The 19,101-nt window shown below is 42.5% G+C and carries 17 protein-coding genes; 10 read left to right on the forward strand and 7 right to left on the reverse strand.

Going from position 1 to position 19,101, the window contains the following annotated elements; genetic code table 11:
- Positions 1 to 181 precede the first annotated feature (181 nt).
- Entirely contained in the window at positions 182 to 1,486 is a 1,305-nt protein-coding gene (locus NDJ01_RS22625) for an inosine/guanosine kinase (protein WP_005397615.1), read from the reverse strand.
- A 232-nt stretch (positions 1,487 to 1,718) separates the two neighbouring features.
- Positions 1,719 to 2,189 (reverse strand): CreA family protein, encoded by a 471-nt coding sequence (locus NDJ01_RS22630; RefSeq protein WP_005397614.1) that lies wholly within the window; start codon positions 2,187 to 2,189, stop codon positions 1,719 to 1,721.
- A 262-nt stretch (positions 2,190 to 2,451) separates the two neighbouring features.
- Between NDJ01_RS22630 and NDJ01_RS22635 the strand changes: the two genes are divergently transcribed.
- Together NDJ01_RS22635 and NDJ01_RS22640 are read left to right on the forward strand one after the other, a co-directional pair.
- Positions 2,452 to 2,961, forward strand: coding sequence for a flavodoxin (locus tag NDJ01_RS22635; RefSeq protein ID WP_065646270.1), 510 nt, complete (start codon positions 2,452 to 2,454; stop codon positions 2,959 to 2,961).
- Positions 2,962 to 3,155: 194 nt separating this feature from the next.
- Positions 3,156 to 3,824 carry an HAD-IA family hydrolase gene (locus NDJ01_RS22640; RefSeq protein ID WP_005397612.1) on the forward strand — a complete coding sequence of 223 codons (669 nt, stop codon included), beginning with the start codon at positions 3,156 to 3,158 and terminating at the stop codon, positions 3,822 to 3,824.
- Positions 3,825 to 4,253: 429 nt separating this feature from the next.
- Here the strand turns inward: NDJ01_RS22640 and NDJ01_RS22645 are convergent, their stop codons facing one another.
- Positions 4,254 to 5,684 (reverse strand): methyl-accepting chemotaxis protein, encoded by a 1,431-nt coding sequence (locus NDJ01_RS22645; protein WP_258587403.1) that lies wholly within the window; start codon positions 5,682 to 5,684, stop codon positions 4,254 to 4,256.
- A 569-nt stretch (positions 5,685 to 6,253) separates the two neighbouring features.
- Between NDJ01_RS22645 and NDJ01_RS22650 the strand changes: the two genes are divergently transcribed.
- Both NDJ01_RS22650 and NDJ01_RS22655 read left to right on the forward strand, forming a co-directional pair.
- Positions 6,254 to 6,856 carry an ACP phosphodiesterase gene (locus tag NDJ01_RS22650; RefSeq protein WP_258587404.1) on the forward strand — a complete coding sequence of 201 codons (603 nt, stop codon included), beginning with the start codon at positions 6,254 to 6,256 and terminating at the stop codon, positions 6,854 to 6,856.
- A 67-nt stretch (positions 6,857 to 6,923) separates the two neighbouring features.
- Complete coding sequence (locus NDJ01_RS22655; RefSeq protein WP_182033657.1) at positions 6,924 to 8,183, forward strand: DEAD/DEAH box helicase; 1,260 nt, start codon at positions 6,924 to 6,926, stop codon at positions 8,181 to 8,183.
- A gap of 27 nt (positions 8,184 to 8,210) precedes the next feature.
- Here the strand turns inward: NDJ01_RS22655 and NDJ01_RS22660 are convergent, their stop codons facing one another.
- Entirely contained in the window at positions 8,211 to 8,999 is a 789-nt protein-coding gene (locus NDJ01_RS22660) for an EAL domain-containing protein (protein ID WP_258587405.1), read from the reverse strand.
- Positions 9,000 to 9,185: 186 nt separating this feature from the next.
- Positions 9,186 to 9,818: a hypothetical protein gene (locus NDJ01_RS22665; protein ID WP_005395531.1), complete on the reverse strand. Its 633-nt coding sequence runs from the start codon at positions 9,816 to 9,818 to the stop codon at positions 9,186 to 9,188.
- A 186-nt stretch (positions 9,819 to 10,004) separates the two neighbouring features.
- Between NDJ01_RS22665 and NDJ01_RS22670 the strand changes: the two genes are divergently transcribed.
- The 3 genes from NDJ01_RS22670 (at position 10,005) to NDJ01_RS22680 (ending at position 11,528) form a co-directional block, all read left to right on the forward strand.
- Complete coding sequence (locus NDJ01_RS22670) at positions 10,005 to 10,247, forward strand: DUF2164 domain-containing protein (protein ID WP_005395529.1); 243 nt, start codon at positions 10,005 to 10,007, stop codon at positions 10,245 to 10,247.
- Positions 10,248 to 10,422: 175 nt separating this feature from the next.
- Entirely contained in the window at positions 10,423 to 10,962 is a 540-nt protein-coding gene (locus NDJ01_RS22675) for a cytochrome b (protein WP_012842319.1), read from the forward strand.
- Entirely contained in the window at positions 10,959 to 11,528 is a 570-nt protein-coding gene (locus NDJ01_RS22680) for a YceI family protein (RefSeq protein ID WP_005395526.1), read from the forward strand. Before NDJ01_RS22675 ends, NDJ01_RS22680 begins: the two co-directional genes overlap by 4 nt.
- A 138-nt stretch (positions 11,529 to 11,666) precedes the next feature.
- On the opposite strand, the gene focA is transcribed toward NDJ01_RS22680, so the two are convergent.
- The gene (focA, locus tag NDJ01_RS22685) at positions 11,667 to 13,118 is read right to left on the reverse strand and encodes a formate transporter FocA (RefSeq protein WP_012842317.1); all 1,452 of its coding nucleotides are present in this window, start codon (positions 13,116 to 13,118) and stop codon (positions 11,667 to 11,669) included.
- 304 nt (positions 13,119 to 13,422) lie between these two features.
- On the opposite strand from focA, the gene NDJ01_RS22690 reads away from it, so the two are divergent.
- Positions 13,423 to 14,328, forward strand: coding sequence for a LysR substrate-binding domain-containing protein (locus tag NDJ01_RS22690; protein WP_005395522.1), 906 nt, complete (start codon positions 13,423 to 13,425; stop codon positions 14,326 to 14,328).
- Between the two features lie 324 nt (positions 14,329 to 14,652).
- Complete coding sequence (locus tag NDJ01_RS22695; RefSeq protein WP_005395520.1) at positions 14,653 to 15,135, forward strand: DUF1097 domain-containing protein; 483 nt, start codon at positions 14,653 to 14,655, stop codon at positions 15,133 to 15,135.
- A 151-nt stretch (positions 15,136 to 15,286) separates the two neighbouring features.
- Here NDJ01_RS22695 and NDJ01_RS22700 read toward each other — a convergent pair whose 3' ends face one another.
- Positions 15,287 to 16,921, reverse strand: a complete 1,635-nt coding sequence (locus NDJ01_RS22700; RefSeq protein ID WP_012842315.1) for an ATP-dependent endonuclease — start codon at positions 16,919 to 16,921, stop codon at positions 15,287 to 15,289.
- A gap of 271 nt (positions 16,922 to 17,192) precedes the next feature.
- Here NDJ01_RS22700 and NDJ01_RS22705 point away from each other — a divergent pair, with 271 nt between their 5' ends.
- Positions 17,193 to 18,935, forward strand: a complete 1,743-nt coding sequence (locus NDJ01_RS22705) for a bifunctional UDP-sugar hydrolase/5'-nucleotidase (protein ID WP_182018552.1) — start codon at positions 17,193 to 17,195, stop codon at positions 18,933 to 18,935.
- Positions 18,936 to 19,101: the final 166 nt, after the last annotated feature.

Raw genomic sequence — 19,101 nt, forward strand, 5'->3', positions numbered from 1 at the left:
AAGTATTATTGTTGGGCAAACGTTTGCTCGGTGATGGTACGGTTTCGATTCGGTATGTAAAGAGTTTACTGCTCTATACTGTGCTACATACTAACAAAATCTACTATTTACTGCGCCAGATCAAAACAAAAAGGCCACCAAATGGTGACCTTGATGTATTTTTAGCTTTAAAGCTGTGATCTTAACGATCCCAGTAAGTTTCTTCTAAGCTATCTTCTCGTTCAGGAAGTGCTCGCGATAGGCGAGGAGAGTGTTGCGTCAACACTTCATAGCTTACTCGGTTTGCATATTTACAGATCTGAGAAAGTGATGAGTAAGTCAAACAGCGTACTTCGTGCTTTTCTGAGTTAGGCACTTCTTTTTGATGGAAAGAGTTTGCAGCCATATCATGCAGTAAAGCAGAAAGCGCCGCATCACCTGCGCCGTTGGTGTTCTTAATCTCTAGTGGACCACCTAGGTAAGGACCAATGTAAGAGTATACCTTCATTGGCTTCTCACAATCTCCTTTACGCATCGCACGACTAAATTCGTATTGATTAAAGGCTTCAATTGAACCTTCAAGAATGTCGTGTGTGGTTTCTCGTTTTACTTTTTCGTCGGTGTAACCTGCCATGTATAGGCCATTTGGCCCAGCAGTACATAGAACAAGATCAACCCACTCAAGTGCTTTATCAGCAGCCGCTAGCGGTTCTGTTTCGCCTGTTAATGCCGCGCCTTCTTCTTCATTCATTGCAACAACAGATATGTTCTCGCGAATGTACTCTTGCCACCATTGCGCGTTACCTTCGATAACATACTTTGTGCCTAAAGTCAGTACAACAGGGACATCGTGCTTCTTGGCAAAGTCGATCGCTTTTTGTACCGCTTTCGGCATTGGATCCTCTTCTTTACCGCGCATTAGGTAAGAAGAAACAACTAGAGCTGATGCTTTCTCAAAGATCTCTTCAGGAATGCTTTCCGGAAGTAGTTGGTTCATGTGACCTTCATTGATAGCAAATGTGCGTTCGCCATCTTGAGAAATCAGGGTATAACAACGACCAATAGGACCATCTACCGTTTGTAGGTGGTTGAGGTTCATGCGTGAAGAGGTGCGGCAAAGGTAACGGTAAGCAAAAGAACCAACTTGAATGTTCTTGGACATCACACCGAGCAAAACGGATTTGCTATCCGCCAATACTGAGTAATTGTGGAGCGTGTTGCCAATCGTGTCACCTGGGTATTGGTGTGTGATTAGGCCTTGCTCAACCAGTTCTTCGTAAAGTGCATCTGCTTTGCTTTCTTCAAGAACGAGTGAATGTCCTTTACTTAGGTTGTATTTTTCTAAAAACGCATCATCTACACGCGCTTCGATATCTACGATGGTTTGACCGACACCAACAATAGTTGGGCGATATAGCTTAGGCGCTTGTCGGATTTGGTTTACTAATGGATCTCGAGCGTGAGTTGGGAAGTAGTGTTTAGATTTACGCTGACCAGGAAACTTCATGCTTGTTCTTGAGTGAGAAAAAAAAGAGGCGGGATTGTATCACAAAAAAATGAAAATCGTGGCGTTTTATTACAAAGAAGTTTGCCCGCTGAAAAAATCAGCGAGCTGGAGAAATTGCGACCAAGATAGCCTAAATTACTGATGCTTATAGTACTGCAATTGGTCGCTTTTCAGATTGTTGATCGGTTATTCTCTTTAACAACGAGCTTGGAGCTACCCAAAATTAGCTGCGTTACTTTTTCACTTCAGTTGGCTCAACGTAAGCCTTGGTGCCCCAAAGTGGAACCGTCGATAGGCTGTGCTTAAAGCTACCGTCTGTCTCTTTTGTTGTGTAAGACAGGTAGAGTAAGGTTTGGTTGTCTGCATCATAAATTCGGCGAACCTTCATTGTTTTGAAGAAAATACTTTTTGACTTCTTAAATACAATTTCGCCAGACTTACTTTTATCTATTTTTGCAATCATTTCCGGCGTGATTTCGCCTGTCTGACGACATGATATTGAGCTGTCACTTGGATCCGCTAAGCTAAAATCGGCTTCGATAGAAGCTATATGACACGTTACCCCCGTGACAACCTCGTCTTTTAATTCACCTACTTTGATGTCTTTCAAAGTAAACCAACCGAGTCCTACATCAGCAACATCGTTATCTGAACAACCAACCAGCGTAGTAGCAAGCAATGCACTTAACAGCATCTTTTTCATTATTTTTGTCCTTAACTAGGAAAGATATTGATGAAATCTATCAGAGGTTTGCAACTAAAACAAAATTTAGCCAAGGAAAGGTCTACGTACGCTAGGTTTGTTGTGGGCTTCATGCTAATGTACTGCTCTAAACGAAATGATGAGTTAGAGTGACCATACTTTCTCCCAATATGACTTTATATCGCTTGTCGCTCTGTCTAAGCTTCACTCTATGTGAGAATGAAACACTTTGCACATTTCGTTTTGCAACTAAGGTATCAAAATGAATGAACAACAGTTAGCCAGTATCGAGCGTAAAAATACATGGCTGTATGATCTGGTTGAAGTTGAATTTCCAACACCAGAGAGTCTGAAAGGGCGTGATGTCTATTTCAAAGCACTAGAACAAGCAACCTATCAAGTGGTCGACAAAGACACGCTACTTGACAGTAATTCTGAATTTAGCTCTGACGATATTTTTCTGGTCGATTTTCACCGACTTACTATCATGTTTTCTGTCCTGCAGTCTCAGCGTTGGGATCAACAGTACGATAAAGATATGATTGTGGAATATCTCACTCAGATAATTCTAACGCCAGATTTTGAATTATATGTTGGTTTTAAAGCTGGAGCTCCAATTGGTGCCGCTATTATTAGCCACCTTGAAGGAAACACGCTTATCTCTGATATCGCGGTTTCTGAATCAAAATACAAGAGTTCGTTTGTGGCGGATCTTGCTAAAAGACTAAGTACCGAACACAAGCTTTTAGATTCGGTGATTATTGAAAGCTAATTTGCGCACTCAAATGCATAAAAAGCAAAGCAAGATGACGATAGGTGATCTTGCTTAGAAAAACTGTAATTGCTCCCCTCTATTTCCATGAAATGCCAAGCTCGTCGTTTCAACAATCCCAAACTTAAATAAGATTAAGCCAACATTTTTAAAATCAGCTAGGGCATTAGCCTTTAAGATGTCTGGAGATGGCTATGGCAATTACCAATATTAAGTGCGTGATATTTGATTGTGATGGTACGTTGGTCGATAGTGAACGATTGTGTTGCCAAGCTCTCGTCAATGTATTTAACCTGCATGGCGCAGAATTAACGATGGAAGAGTGCGTTTCTCATTTTAAAGGAGGAAAGCTCGCTGACATCCTTTTAGATACTAAAGAGCTGAAAGATATCAAAGTCCCTATTGATGTCTTAGAGCCGCAATACCGTGAAGAAGTCCAGTCTCTTTTTGTTCGCCACTTACAGCCGATGGATGGCGCAAAGCGATTAATTCAGTTTTTAGATTCACATAATATCGAATATTGTGTCGCGTCCAATGGGCCGAAAGATAAAATAGAATACGCATTGGAGTTAACAGGATTGCTCGATGCTTTCCAGGGGAAAGTGTTCTCTGCATTCGATGCGAATAGTTGGAAGCCTGAACCTGACTTAATTATGTACAGTGCAATGAGCATGGGCTTTTTACCGAGCGACTGTCTTTATATTGATGACACACCTAAAGGTGTAGAAGCGGGATTAAACGCTGGCATTAAAACCGTACAGCTATTTAATGGTGAGGCAATCAATCGTGTTGATGATGAACGCGTAATTCGCATTCAACATTTAGATGAATTAAAAGAGCAGCTATTTAGCTGCTCTGTTTAATCTCTTAATGGCACACCGTACTTAAGCTATGGATATGTTTAAGTTTGGACTGTAGGTAAGGGGTTTGATGTAGGCATTGGATGGATGAGAAGCTTTTTGTATGAAATCCGCAAGCAGCGCATGTGAATTTCTCTCCATCCGATGAAATGAGATATTCATCCCCCTGGCAGAGAGGGCAACTTAGGTTTTCGATGTCTTTTGTATCTTTGTAATTATTCATATTGTTTTCCAGCAGCAAATTGGAATTGGCAGGATTAAGCATAGCGGAACGCTTTGTTTATGAACATTATTTCATCAGGTACAGCGAGAACTTGAGATTCACTTCAAATATCCACTTGTGTGTAGTAGAAAATATCGACGATAACGGCTGAAAACGGTTTAAAGAAAAGGGCTCCTGAGGAGCCCTTGTTGATCATAAATGCTGCAAAGTTATGCTGTGCGGTAGCGTTGTAATACCTCACCAAGAGACACTGACGCCTGAGTGAGACTAGCTACCCCTACGGTAGATTGCTCTGCAACTTCTCTGATTGTGCTCGACTGGCTGCGAATTTCTGAAAGCTCTGATGCAATATCGTTGGCGACTGCGCTTTGTTCTTCTGCTGAGGTGGAAATTTGGATACTCATGTCCATCAATGAGCGTGCGGATTCAGCAATGGACGTCACATCATGACCAATTTCATCAATAAGCTGGCTACTGGTTTGCGCTTGTTGAACGGTTCGATCAGTGATTGAAGCAATGTTCTGGCTTTCGGCTTGTAGTTTCTCAATCATGGCTTGAATTTCTACTGTTGCCTGTTGAGTTCGGCTTGCCAATGTACGCACTTCATCAGCAACCACAGCAAATCCACGACCTTGCTCTCCGGCGCGTGCCGCTTCAATTGCCGCATTCAGAGCCAATAGGTTGGTTTGTTCTGAAATGGCATTGATCGTTGTGATAACGTCATTAATCTGCGTCGTGTTTTCATTTAAATTGGTTACTGATGTGGAAGCCTGTTCAATATAGCTGGATAACGTCTCAATTTCTCCAATCACATTTTGCACGCGATTTCTGCTTAGCTCGATCTTTTGAGCATCCTGATCGGATTGCATCGTCGCTTGTTGGGAAATGCTGGATACTTCTTTTGCAGAGGCTGTCATTTCTTCCATTGCTGTCGCGACGGAATCGAGTGTTTGATATTGATGAGATATCTGCGTTTCGCTCAACTGCATATCTTTTTCGAATGCAGAAGATGTCTCACTCAATGTAGCCGCATTATTTTTCACACTGTTAACCAGTTCACTTAAGGTGTCCATAGATTTATCTAACGCGCAACCAATGGTGCCAAACTCGTCTCGGCCAGGATGAAAACCAAGGCGAGAGGTTAAATCACCTTCACCAATTTTTTCGGTTGTCGTATATAAAACCCACAGGGCGCCTCCTATAAAGGTCGCAACCCAGTAAGAGAAAAGGGCAAAAGGAACAACCCATAAAAAGCTGAGTAACAGAGAGGTTAAGGCTGACGACTTTGCAGATTCGTATTGCGCGGATACGTTTTGAGTCAACTTAATCACTTCGCCAGAATGCAACTTTGCATAAGCGGAGACAGAGCCATCAACAAAAGAGCTCTCGCTTACGCGACTTGATTTCGATACGCCGTCAATTTGTGGAACATGACCTGGTTGAGCGTCAACAATACCAGAAAGTTTCGCTTCGCTAGCAGAAATCGCTTGTTGTTTAAATTGTTGTATTTCATTGAAGTAGCGGCTTCCAGCCACAGAAGTGAGGGCTACTAAAAACAGCAGGAATATAACCCACATTTTGTCGTTGATAGACATCTTGATAAACAGCCTGTCTATCGTTCTAAACTCAACTTCTCTCATTTAAAGCTCCATTAGAGATAAAAGATATTGACCAAATCTATTGCTATATCGAAACAAAATATGCGAAGTTAATCAGCAAAATATGTAACGAAAACTAAATTTAGTTTAAGAAATGAGATCTAAGGACGCCTATAACGGTATGTTATATCTTTAAATTGACATAAATATTGATAAAAGAGCTATTTCTCTGAAGTGCTAAAGTAGATATGAAATCTGGTTGCAAACGTTTACTTTTGATTCTGCTCATAGGTTTTTAAATCTTTACTTCTCGCTGTCATGAATGTGTCATATAAAGACTATAAAAAGGAGTTGTTGACGTGGAAATGGCAAGGCCAAGCCGTCAGCAAGTACAAGCAAGAGAGCTTAAAATAAAGGAGGTCACAATGAGCGACCAATACCAAAACGATGAGAGCCTAGAGCTGCTAGATGCGCTTGAAATTGGCATTATCTTGTCGGAATACGTTGGCTCAGACAACGAAGCCGAATAGCGGAACACTCTCATCTCGTCGTAATAGACGTTATACTAGGTTCATGTCACACCAAGCCTTAAAGGCCAAAACTGGCGTCGGATGAACTTTCTAGCCCACCTGCATATCGCAGACCACTGTAACAGCCATTTATTGGGAAACTTGCTTGGAGACTTCGTAAAAGGGGATCCAAGCAAGCTGTATGAATGTGATATCTCGAACGGCATCAAATTGCATAGATTTGTTGACCGCATTACCGATCACCATCCTATTGTTAACGAATGCAAACCTCACTTCAAAGGTACTGCGCGGCGCTTTGCCCCTATCGCTCTCGATATGTTCTGGGACCATTGTCTCGCAAAACACTGGAACGACTTTTATGCCGTATCTCTCGAACACTTTGTCGACTCGGCATACGAGCGAGTAAACCGTGACGTTGATGAACATTTGCCATCGCGTTTTTTGGTGCTCCACAGCCGGATGTGGCACGGTCGATGGCTTCAGTCATACCAAGACCTGGATAATATCGAATTTGCATTACATCGAATGTCGCAAAGAAGCCCGAGAATGGCTGACCTTACTACAACATTTAAAGTGATTGAGAGTGATTACACAGAATTGGAAGAGAAGTTCTCGACACTCTATCGAGACGTTTTACGCCAGTCGTATGATTTTCAGCAACATCTTATTGATTCAGCCCAATGAGATAGAAAAGTAGTATGGCTATTGGGGCTCTGGTAAACTCTGCGCTCCAAAAATAATGAGGTTACACATGTCTGTTAATTTTGCTGACTTAGGCATTGAACAAAAGCTAATCGAGACGCTAAGCAATCTAAATATCGTGACACCAACACCAGTGCAAGAAAAGTCTATTCCACATGTCCTTGAAGGAAAGAACTTACTTGCTGCTGCACAAACTGGTACGGGGAAAACAGCTGCGTTTGGTTTACCTATTATACAAACCGTTCAGCAAAAGAAACTCAACGGTACGCCTCAAGCATTGGTTTTGGTTCCAACACGCGAGCTTGCGCAGCAGGTATTTGATAATTTGAATCAGTACTCTGCACAAACCGAACTTCGCATTGTGTGTGTTTATGGTGGTACAAGCATTGGCGTACAAAAGAGGAAGTTAGAAGAGGGCGCTGATATTTTGATTGCAACACCAGGCCGCCTTTTGGATCATCTGTTTAATGGCAACGTAAACATCTCCAAAACCAGTATGCTCGTTCTAGACGAAGCCGACCGTATGTTAGATATGGGATTCTGGCCTGACTTGCAACGCATCTTCCGACGTTTACCCGCCGAAAAACAGATTCTGTTGTTCTCTGCGACATTTGAAAAGCGAATCAAGACTATTGCGTACAAACTCATGGAATCGCCGATTGAAGTTGAAGTGTCACCAGCAAACACGACGGCAGAAACAGTAAAACAGATGGTTTATCCGGTAGACAAAAAGCGTAAACGTGAATTATTGGCGTACTTGATTGGCTCGCGCAATTGGCAGCAAGTGCTTGTATTTACAAAAACTAAGCAAGGTAGCGATGAGCTAGCAAAAGAGCTTAAGTTAGATGGCATAAAAGCGGTTTCAATTAACGGGGATAAGTCACAGGGTGCGCGTCAAAGAGCGTTGGATGAGTTCAAACAAGGTAAGGTGCGTGCGTTGATTGCGACAGATGTAGCAGCACGAGGACTGGATATTCAAGAGTTAGAGCAAGTGGTGAACTTTGATATGCCATTTAAAGCCGAAGATTATGTCCACCGTATAGGCCGTACTGGCCGTGCAGGAAAGTCAGGTTTAGCTGTCTCTCTAATGAGTCGGGAAGAAGAATATTTATTGCATGCTATCGAGAATTTGCTTGATCAACGCCTACCGCAAGAATGGTTGGCAGGCTTCGAGCCAAGCCTTATAGAAGAAGTCGAGCCTGAGAAAAATGGTAATGGACGCCGTCGAAGCCGTTCATCAGAGAAGCGTAAGCTAAAAGCAAAATTAGCTATTCATAAGAACCGTGGTAAATCACGTAACTCTCGCTAAACCGCACAAACTTTTGTTCTTACATAGTCAGGCTGTTTTTGCCTCTTCATAAACGTCTAACGTTTGCGGGATAGCGAGTAGGTATCCTTGATACATATCGAAACCGAGTTTTTTCATTAAGTTAAGTTGATGCTCGGTTTCAATTCCTTCGATAACGGTTTTAGAGCGCAACGTTCTTGCTAGTGATAATGCATCGACTAGAGCTTTCCAGTCACCATTTTCGTATCTCAGCATTAACGAGCGATCCATTTTTATTATGTCTGGACGAACGCCTTTAACTCGTTCAATTGTCGATGCATTGACGCCATAATCGTCGATCGCCAATTTAAACCCGCCTTGACTTAATTCACGAGCTGCTTGCGACAAAGAGGACTCGTCTTCTACGTTCAACTCAAGCAACTCCATGACGATTTGTTCATTTACTAAATGAGATTGATAAATGGTTTGTTTTAGCAGCCTATTGTACGTGATGTCTCTGGTTAGTATTTTTGCTGCTTCTGGTAATACATTAAGAAACAGTTGTTTATTGTGAAAGTGAGATTGGGCAAAGTTTTTGATATGAATTAGGCGACTTAAGCGTTCAACATTGAGTAGGTCTTGAGCGGCAATGGTTTTTGATTGGAAAAACTGATCTGGCCTGATCATGGCGCCATTAGCATTGGTAATTCTTACTAGTGCCTCAAGGCCAACGATAGAAATATCTTTTTTATATATAGGTTGAAAGACACTTCGAAGAGTGAGCTTTGCGTATTTCGCAATATATTGCCCGTCGGCTTGTTTGCGGATACAACTAAGGAGTTGCGAGGTGCTCATCATTGTTACAACAACCTAAATCAATGCTTCTACATCAGCGCTATCGCGCTAACTTTTTATTTCATTGGTAGTGAATCTAAGTGGGCTCATGAACTCAAGCAAGAATGATGGTAAGAGATGATTAGATTTGTCGAGTGATATCAAACAAATTGATGAAATGACTGACAATCTTCCTATTGCAATTTGATGTTACCATTGTAGTACTGCATACAGTTGTAAGTATTTTCTGACCAACTGTTGTTTGTTCGAGCGACGTAAAGGATGACCAAACTTAATGTAACAAGGACTAATGCCAAATCGAGTGTCTAACGATTGCGTGAGCTGTGATTCGCTGGTGTACAGCGTGATGCCTTGCTCCGTGTATTCGTTGATCTGATCGGGCAGTTCACCCATCCACCAATGAAGCAACTCTCGGCTCGTTTTACTGCGACTGATCCAATGATCACAAACTAAAAAGAGTAGATCATTCGGTTGCAGCGCATAACCATATTCGCTTTGCCATTCCGTAATTGATGAGAGTAAGTTTTCTCGACAAGATTTTCCCGCACTGACCATATGGTGACTCAGGACCCAAACCGTGCCTATTTCAGATGAAATACGATAGTGATGAGGCAGGTCCGGAGTATTTAAAACTTCAATTGGTTTTACCACGCTGTTGTATCCGAAGTGACGGAAAGTGTGTTCCATTCTTCTTGAAAACGCGAGACCAAGATGATGCTCACTCATGCCTTGGTTATGTACCGCAGGGTAATGCTTTTCACACAGCTTAAGACAGTCGTCTTGAAAATCATTAACACTTTGAATCACTAGGTCGAGTAGCAAAGAATATCCCTTAATAATTAACAAAACGAACTGCAAAAGGTTAGCATAGTCTTTTGAGAATAGACTAATTTACTTCGGCAACTTCTTGATCTAAACACCAAATTTCTCACAAATGATCGCGCCTACTCTTTAAGAGAGCAAGACGATAGAAGCACACATAGAACAAAATTCTGAAAAAGGGCAAAGATGATAAAGTTAGAACGTGCACAAAAAGAAACGCTGGCAACCGCCATTCAAGATTATATGCAGGACGAACTAGATGTTGAGATTGGCCAGTTCGATAGTGAATTTCTTATTGATTTCATTACAGAAAAGCTAGGGCCAATTTATTACAACAAGGGGGTGGAAGATGCAAAGTCACTGGTTGAACGTAGAATGTTAGAAGTGTCCGAAGAGCTGTATGAGATAGAACAAGAAGTTAAGCTGTAAGTTTCAGTTTTATAAACGATTTAAAGTTCCTTCAAAAAATTCGAACAACTTGATAGATACGGTGCCATTGGCTGGATGTAAATGATGGTAAATAATCTGTTTCATATGACGTAAATAGGTTAATGTAGTGTTTCTTGCTCAACATTAACTTAGGAAATATATCTAGGAACTTGAGATGGATACACTGGTAAAGAATTACAACCTTACTGCACGCGTGATGCACTGGTTATCTGCGCTGTGCATTATTGGTCTATTTGCAGTGGGTTTGTGGATGGTCGACCTTAGCTATTACAGCGAATGGTATCGAACTGCGCCACATTACCATCGCTCTGTCGGTATTTTACTCGCTATTTTAACTTTGGCACGCATTGTATGGAAACATGTTACGGCGTCACCAAAGGTAGAAGGCAAACCTTACGAAGTGCTTGCTGCTAAAGCAGCGCATGGTGTTATGTACCTGCTGTTGGTCACCATCTTTGTTTCAGGTTACCTCATTTCAACGTCTGATGGACGCGGTATCGAAGTGTTTAATTGGTTTACCGTGCCAGGAGCGGGAGAGTTATTCCCAGGACAATCAGACATAGCGGGTGAAATTCACTTCTACGCAGCTTGGGCCGTCATCCTGATAGCAGGTTTGCACGCTATTGCTGCGCTAAAACACCACTTTATCGATAAAGACAACACATTAAGAAAAATGTTAGGAGCTTCAAAATGAAAAAGTCACTCTTCGCTACAGGATTAGCTATCGCTATGGCACTACCATTTGGTGCGCAAGCTGCAGATTATGTCATCGATACCAAAGGTGCTCACGCTTCAATTAACTTTAAAGTTAGTCACTTGGGTTACAGCTTCATCAAAGGTCGTTTCAATACATTTTCTGGTGACTTTTCTTTTGATGAGAACAACATTGCTGATTCAAAAGTGAATGTTGTTGTTGATACAACTAGCTTAGACTCCAACCACGCTGAACGTGACAAGCACATTCGTAGTGGTGATTTCATTGATGCTGGCAAATACAGCGAAGCGACCTTTAAAAGCACAAAAGTGGTTGATAAAGGCAATGGCAAGCTAGATGTAACTGGTGATCTAACGCTACACGGTGTTACTAAGCCTATTACTATCGAAGCTGAATTTGTTGGCGCAGGTAGTGACCCATGGGGTGGTGAGCGCGCTGGCTTCGTTGGTAACACTCGCCTTGAGCTTGCTGACTTTGATATCCCAGTAATGGGTGCTTCAAGCTATGTTGATATGGAACTTCATATCGAAGGCGTTAAGAAGTAACGAACTTCTTTTAGATACAGTAAAAGCGCTCTTCAACGAAAGAGCGCTTTTTTATTACCTCAATCACAATCGACAACATTGGCAAGCCAGTCAGTGACAGCGATTGAAAGCCAACAGACGTTGCAAGCGTTTAATGAATTACGCTGTTTCTAACTCGTTTTTTTCTACTAGGTTTAAACGCTCACCAAAAATCGGGCGTAGTGCTTTTAATACTTCAGTACGAGTAACAACACCGACCATCTGGCCATTTTCAAGTACAGGAAGTACTTGTGGCTTGCTCACTTTGATGCTTTTTGCGCGTTCTTCTAAAGATAGAGACGTCATGCGAGTGGCGATGCCCATGCTGCTCGTTGGGTACAACTGCTCTTTATCGATACATAGGAATTCGACAACATCAACGAGACGATCACCGGCATCAATTGCGACCACATCGCGGCTCATGATGTCGACGACTTTTTGGTCTTTCACCGGAATGTAGTCCTCACACCATAGTTCTACCATCACATCGTGAGCAGAGAAGAAACCAACCAATCGATTTTGTACGTCTACAACAGGTGCGCTAGTTACGTTGTTGTCAAGTAGCACATCCAGTGCGATTGCTATCGGTGTTTCTGCACTGATGGTAACTGGTTTTGGGTTCATAATGTCTTTAACAAAAGATGCGTTTTTCATGGTGAAATCCTTAACTGACGAGAGTGTTGTAGTCGTTGTGATAGAAGATATATTCGCTGCTTTTAGTTCTGGTCGGCGAAAAATACACCAGTTTGCAAGACCAACTAAAACCGCTCCGCCGACGATGTTGCCAAGCGTGACAGGAATTAAGTTAGCGGTAATAAAGTGGCCAATATTTAAGTCTGCGTACTGTGAAGCGGGCACACCGACGGAGGCCCAAAAAGACTCAGGTGCAAAATTCGCGATAACAATGCCAAGTGGAACCATAAACATGTTCGCGACACAGTGTTCAAAGCCACTGCTGACAAACATGGCCACAGGCATGATTGTCATTGCTGCTTTTGTCATTGCATTTGCAGAGCTAAACGTTAACCAAATCGCGAGGCAGACCAATAGGTTACAAAGGATGCCGAGCGCAAACGCCTGAATGAGAGTGTGATGAAGCTTGTGCTGCGCGATGTTAAGCGCATTTAACCCCCATTGACCGCTATCCATTTGATAAAGACCAGCTGCAGTAACTAGCGCAAGTAGGAACATCGCACCAATGAAGTTGCCAACGTAAACCTTGCCCCAAATAGAAAGCATTTTTCCGAACGAGATTTGCTTATTGGCCCATGAGATACTGGAAAGAACTGAGCTGGTAAATAGTTCACCGCCGCAGATCACGATGAGGATCAAGCCCATACTAAATGCTAATCCGCCAGCAAGACGGCTTAAGCCCCAACCAGCGCCAGCGCTGCCAGTAGTCACCGTGATGTAAAACAAGAACGCCAATCCAATGAACGCGCCCGCCATGATGGCAAGACTCAGTGTCATACTGCTGGTTTTGTTTGCTTTACTTAACGCAAATTTTTCCGCTTCAGCCATCATTTCTTTTGGAGAAAAGTACTGGTGATTTTGAGAGCTGGTCACCGCCATATTGACTCCTTAATTTGTAATCGCATAAAAACTCCTTGGTTATTAACTCAAAAATGAAATTGTTGTTTTTATTTAGAAGCCTCAATGACTTCAGTCTCAAAGCCATTGAGGCTTGCGGTGTTCCCGAACCGCACAGTCAGAATAAGGAGAAGGGTTTGGTAGGTAAAATTGATAATATTTAGAAACCTCATCAAATTAATTGATAACTTTATGCGGCTAGGTAAAATGAACTCTATTGCTTATTGGGGCATGTTTTTAACGATTGTGAGGGTATGAAAAATACTCACCAATAATGGAGGACACTTTGCGCTACTCACTTAAGCAATTAGCGGTTTTTGACGCAGTTGCAGATACCGGCAGTGTAAGCCAGGCCGCAGAGAAACTGGCTTTGACACAATCAGCGACAAGTATGTCGCTTGCGCAATTAGAAAAAATGCTTGGCAGGCCTTTATTTGAGAGGCAAGGCAAGCAAATGGCGTTAACCCATTGGGGTATGTGGTTACGACCAAAAGCAAAACGCTTATTACAAGACGCACTGCAGATTGAAATGGGCTTTTATGAGCAACATTTGTTAAGCGGTGAGATTCGCATGGGCGCGAGTCAAACTCCGGCAGAGCATCTGGTTCCAGACCTTATCAGTATCATTGATAATGACTTTCCAGAAATGCGTATTTCCCTTGGTGTGCAGAGTACAAAAGGGGTTATTGATGGCGTATTAGATTATAAATATGATTTAGGGATCATCGAGGGGCGTTGTGACGATAACCGTTTGCACCAAGAAGTCTGGTGCCGAGACCATCTTACTGTTGTCGCTGCATCTCATCATCCTTTTGCTCGCAATCAATCTGTAAGCCTCGCGCAGTTAGAACAAGCGAAGTGGGTGTTGAGAGAGCATGGCTCTGGCACACGAAAAACATTTGATAGCTCTATTCATCATCTAATTGAAGATTTGGATGTGTGGCGAGAGTACGAGCACGTTCCGGTGTTACGCAGTTTAGTTGCTAACGGCCAGTACCTTACTTGTTTACCGTATTTAGATGTAGAGCGATATATAGAAGCGGGTCATCTTGTTGCGTTAAATGTGCCCGAGCTAAAAATGGAAAGGACACTTTCATTTATATGGCGAGCTGATATGGCAGAAAACCCACTAGTCGACTGCATTAAACGAGAAGGTCTGCGAATGATGAAAGGTAAACCTTCGGTATTGTAAGTTACTACTCAATACACGCAATAAACTCTAGAAGCACAGCAATGCCACTCGCTTAATGGTGAGTGGCATATTTCTATGTACAGTATTGGGGCTATCCAACACACATCCTTTTTACCTAGCACTAGAAATACTCATTCCCTAAATCTGTTGATTTATCGGTTGCGTCAAACTTTTAGTGCAAGTCATGAAATTGTTATAACCTTATTGTGATCATTGTCACCGATAAACAAGACTGATGTATCTAACATGTGTCCTTGATTTCAATGTATGAAGGCAGTTATTGAGCCATATGAGTACGATAATAGCCAAGCAGGTACGACTACCATGACGACACTTTTAGCTATCTCTATCACTACTGGAATTTTATCTGGCGTATGGGGTTGGATCGCCATTTCTTTAGGTTTGCTTTCTTGGGCTGGTTTTTTAGGTTGCACGAGCTACTTTGCTGCGCCAACTAGCGGATTGAAAGGACTTGGTATCAGCTTAATCACTAATATGACGGGTGTATTCTGGGCAATGGTAATTATCCACGGTTCAACTTACGTTGGTTTGGAAATTATCGGTTATGTGATTACCGCTATTGTGGCATTTTTCATGTGTATTCAAGCGAAACAGGCTTGGCTCGCGTACATTCCAGGCACTTTTATTGGTTCCTGCGCAACATTTGCCGCTGATGGAAACTGGCAACTTGTCATTCCATCTTTGCTGCTAGGTGGTGTGTTTGGTTATCTAATGAAAGCGACTGGACTTTGGTTGCATACGAAATCAAGCACTACTTCTTCTACGCTTGCTGAGCAAGCACAGTAGTGAACCCCCGATCTTATTTGTATCCACTGTGTATTGAGTTTTATCCCTCTCAATACCTTTAATCAAAATTAATGATGTTTGATACAAGCACACCAATTTGGTGTGCTTTTTTTGTATTACAAGGCAAGGTGTGAGTGTGAAATATTCTAACTCATGTATTGCCGTTTGCCATGGTGACAACGCGCTTAAGTGTCCAACGCAGAAGTACAGGAATGCACTCCATACCTCTCTCTTCACAGTGGGAGACAATGGCCAAAGCTAAGTCCGGTTTTGCATGCTTTTTCAAAACACGGTTTACTACTTTTTTAGCTGGGATAGGGTGATCATGAGGAACTTTGATGATGTCCTTAAAGAAAAGTTCAAACCCATGATTATATAGAAAATGTTCGATATCTCGATCAGGTAACTCTGTAAGTCTATGCCTTTCCTGATCATGATCGAGTTGCGCTCTAACGGCATGCGCGTACTTTTTACCTGCCGGGTCACCATCGGTAACAACATGCCAGTCGATACCGAACTCTTTTGCCACTTTGATCAGTGACTTTAGTCCTGACTGTGCAAATTCAACGATTTGAACTCCTTCCGCCGCTAAGTCATATCCGCATTGACGAGCCAATTCATGAAATAACCAAACTTCAGTTTCGCCTTCTACGAGCAACCAACACCGCGCAAACAACGCCCCTGAGCGATGAAAACGAATGTGGAAACCAATTCGGCGTAACTCATCTCTACCAAACTTGGCAGAGTTTAAACTTTTGGCAATGGTTCGGTCTGACAAGCGAATCAAACGTCGGATTGAATAAAGTGGAACCGAGCCAAGTAACGTACCGCTGTTGGTAGTTAAAATCTTTTGCATTGGCAACAACTGCAATAATGACCACGCTCTAGCGAGATGAGTTGGGTGTAGTCGGCCTTCAGGGTCCTCGATGATCAGTATCGGTCTTGCGCAGCGTCTTAAATCGGTAGGGCCTTTTGCTTGAAGGTAAGCATTGAGAAGCCCCATTAAAAGCAAACGGCTTTGTTTATCATTTGTTTCCTTAAGGAATTGACTTAATCCTTTATCAGAGGAAGGGCTCGTATAAAAAAGACCATCACGAGGTTTTCGTGGGTTACCTTTGCTGACGCTGCGGAACGCAAAATAGTGTTCGACAAGTGTTTGCATTGAATCGAGACTACTGCGAATCTCACCCTTGTTTACGTGCCCAGGCATCGCCAATAGCCGTCGGCAGGTGTTGTTGATTCGTTTTTCAATCCGAGCATTTTTGCTGTCGCCGTTGACGTGGTTTAAATCTGGGAAGCGTCGGGAGTCTCGTAGGCGGATAACAGGGTGAAGAGTCATCAACTCTACGGCGAGTTTTTCAGAGTGGTGCAGTTTCTTCGGCTTACCGTTATGATCCAAAAATGCGTATTCAGTTTTAATATCATACTCGTCGCGAGACGCACTAATTCGATAGTAAATGACCTGCTCACCATCTTCGTTTGTGCACCATGCAGGTTTTATCCGTCGATAACGCCCAGCTTTTACTTCGTTCTTGTCTTGTGCTTTAAAGCAAACAATGATCTGCAAGTGTTGGGTTTGTGGATGAGAAATTGAGTAATCAACGTGAAAATCTTTTAGTTCGAATTGATATAATGAGCCATTAGCAGGTAGCGCGATAGAAAGGGCATCGAGCAATGATGATTTGCCCCACGTGTTCTCACCGATGAGCGTAGTGAGTTCGTCAAAAGAGAGTGAAAGGCGTTTGATGCCTCTAAACCCGGAGATTTCGATGCGTTCTAGTCTCATCTCAATCCTCCTTGCAATTATTTGAATTATAGAGAGTTATTTTGCTACTCCTAAGCATATATTAATTCGAAATATTGGAGTTAAGCTCAGTTCACAAAATTACGAGAGCCCCTTACTGAATAGAGACCGCAACAAGCGACGCTTGCTTTCAAAAGTAGTGTAGATAGCATCGTGATCACTTAAACATGAAATCAAAAAATCACAGTTTCATAAAATTCATGATTCTGTCATGATTCACTTCTTATTATTATAAGGAATGAAAAGAGAGAAGATGAAGATGAATAACAATCATAAGCCAGTGAGAATCAAACTGGCACACATCAATGACACACATTCCTACTTTGAGCCAACGTCATTACAGTTAAAGCTTAAGATCAACAAAGAACTCACGCTAGAGCCATACGTGAGTGCTGGCGGGTTTTCTCGCATCGCAACCCGAGTAGAGCAGCTACGAGACGACGCGCAACGTCAAGGGCATGGGATGTTATTTCTCCATGCTGGAGACTGTTTCCAAGGCACACTTTATTTCTCATTATTTAAAGGTAAAGCCAACGCCGATTTGTTGAATGCGTTAAAGATTGATGCGATGGCGTTAGGCAACCATGAACTGGATATGGGTAATGAACCTGTTGCCTTATTCTGTCAACGCACTCAGTTTCCATTGCTTGCTGGTAACTGGGATCTATCAAATGAATCGCTTCAAAAGCCTCACCGAGTCAGCGATAGCAACAATGTGTATAGCTATCAAACGGAGACACAAAGCGCACAATACATCGTCAAAGAGTTTCATGGTGAGCAGGTTGCGATTTTCGGATTATCCATTGATAAAATGAGCGATATCGCGAACCCAGATGTAGATACGCCATTTAAGTCTGCAATTGAAACCGCTAAGGCGACCGTAAAACAAATTCACTCCTCTGGTATTAAAAATATCATTCTTCTGAGCCACTTAGGTTATGAAGGTGATTTAGAGTTGGCTGAACAAGTTGAGGGGATTGGTATTATTGTTGGTGGACATAGCCACCGACTGCAAGGCGATTTCTCATCAATAGGTTTAGGGCAAGATGACCCTTATGGTGTCAAAGTAAAAGATACCTACGTTGTGCAAGCGGGCTTTCATGCTTTGACTATGGGGCACTGCGTCATTGAATTTGATGAAAACGGCAAAGCAACCATGCTGAGTGGTCAAAATGAACTGTTACTTGGCCGACGTATTTTTTGGGACTCGACACTAAATCAACAGCTTGACCAAGGCGTATTCGAAACCGCGTGTGACTTTATCCATGGTCAACCAAATGTGGTGGTCTGTAAGAAACACCCAGAGACTCAAGCGATCCTAAGTGATAAATACATCCCTAGGGTAAGGCAGTTACAGTCACAAGTCATTGCCAGTATTGACACCAAAAAGCGTCATGTGCGAATCCCAGATGAGTTTGGTGAGAGCGAGCTGGCTTCTTCTGTTGCTCGTTCATTTTTGTACAGCCTAAATAAACGCGGGCATGAGGTTCAATTTGCGATTCATAATGCGGGTGGCGTGCGAACATCATTGAATCCTGGCAACATCACAGTGGCAGATATTGCCGGACGGTTGTTGCCTTTTGCCGTTCCGATCGGCTTTTACGACGTAAAAGGCAGTGCTATTCGCCGAGCACTTGAAGGCGCCATAAACAATGCACTCAACAATGATGTGGAAGGTACTGGCTCTGGCAGTTATCCATACACTTACAATTTAAACTTTGAGTACCGAGCTGATGCCCCTAAAGGTGAAAGAATTCAGTCATTAGCAATTTTTGATGGTCAACAATGGGTCGACGTTCAAGACGACACCTGGTATCGAGGCACTTCCTCCGCTTATACCATGAAAGGGAAAGAAGGTTACGATGCGCTACTGGAGATGAAAGGCGAGGGGCGTGTAACCAACTTATCCATGGCAGACTGTTTTATTGAACTTCTGACCGATGAGCCAAACTGCTTGAATCAAAGTCACAAACTTTATACACAGCAACACAGATAGTAGATATTGGTATCGATTTTGCTGTCCTTCAATTGCTACATGCGATGATGAGGGTGGCAGTATGTGGAATAAAGATTGGACAGATACGGCAGTGGTGGTTGCTTGGGTCGCAATTTGGTCAACGTTAGTTTACTTTGTACCTTTGAGCGGCTTTTGAATTGCTAAT

Origin of the sequence: Vibrio sp. HS-50-1 (genome assembly GCF_024747315.1) — a bacterium.
Lineage (GTDB): Bacteria > Pseudomonadota > Gammaproteobacteria > Enterobacterales > Vibrionaceae > Vibrio > Vibrio diabolicus.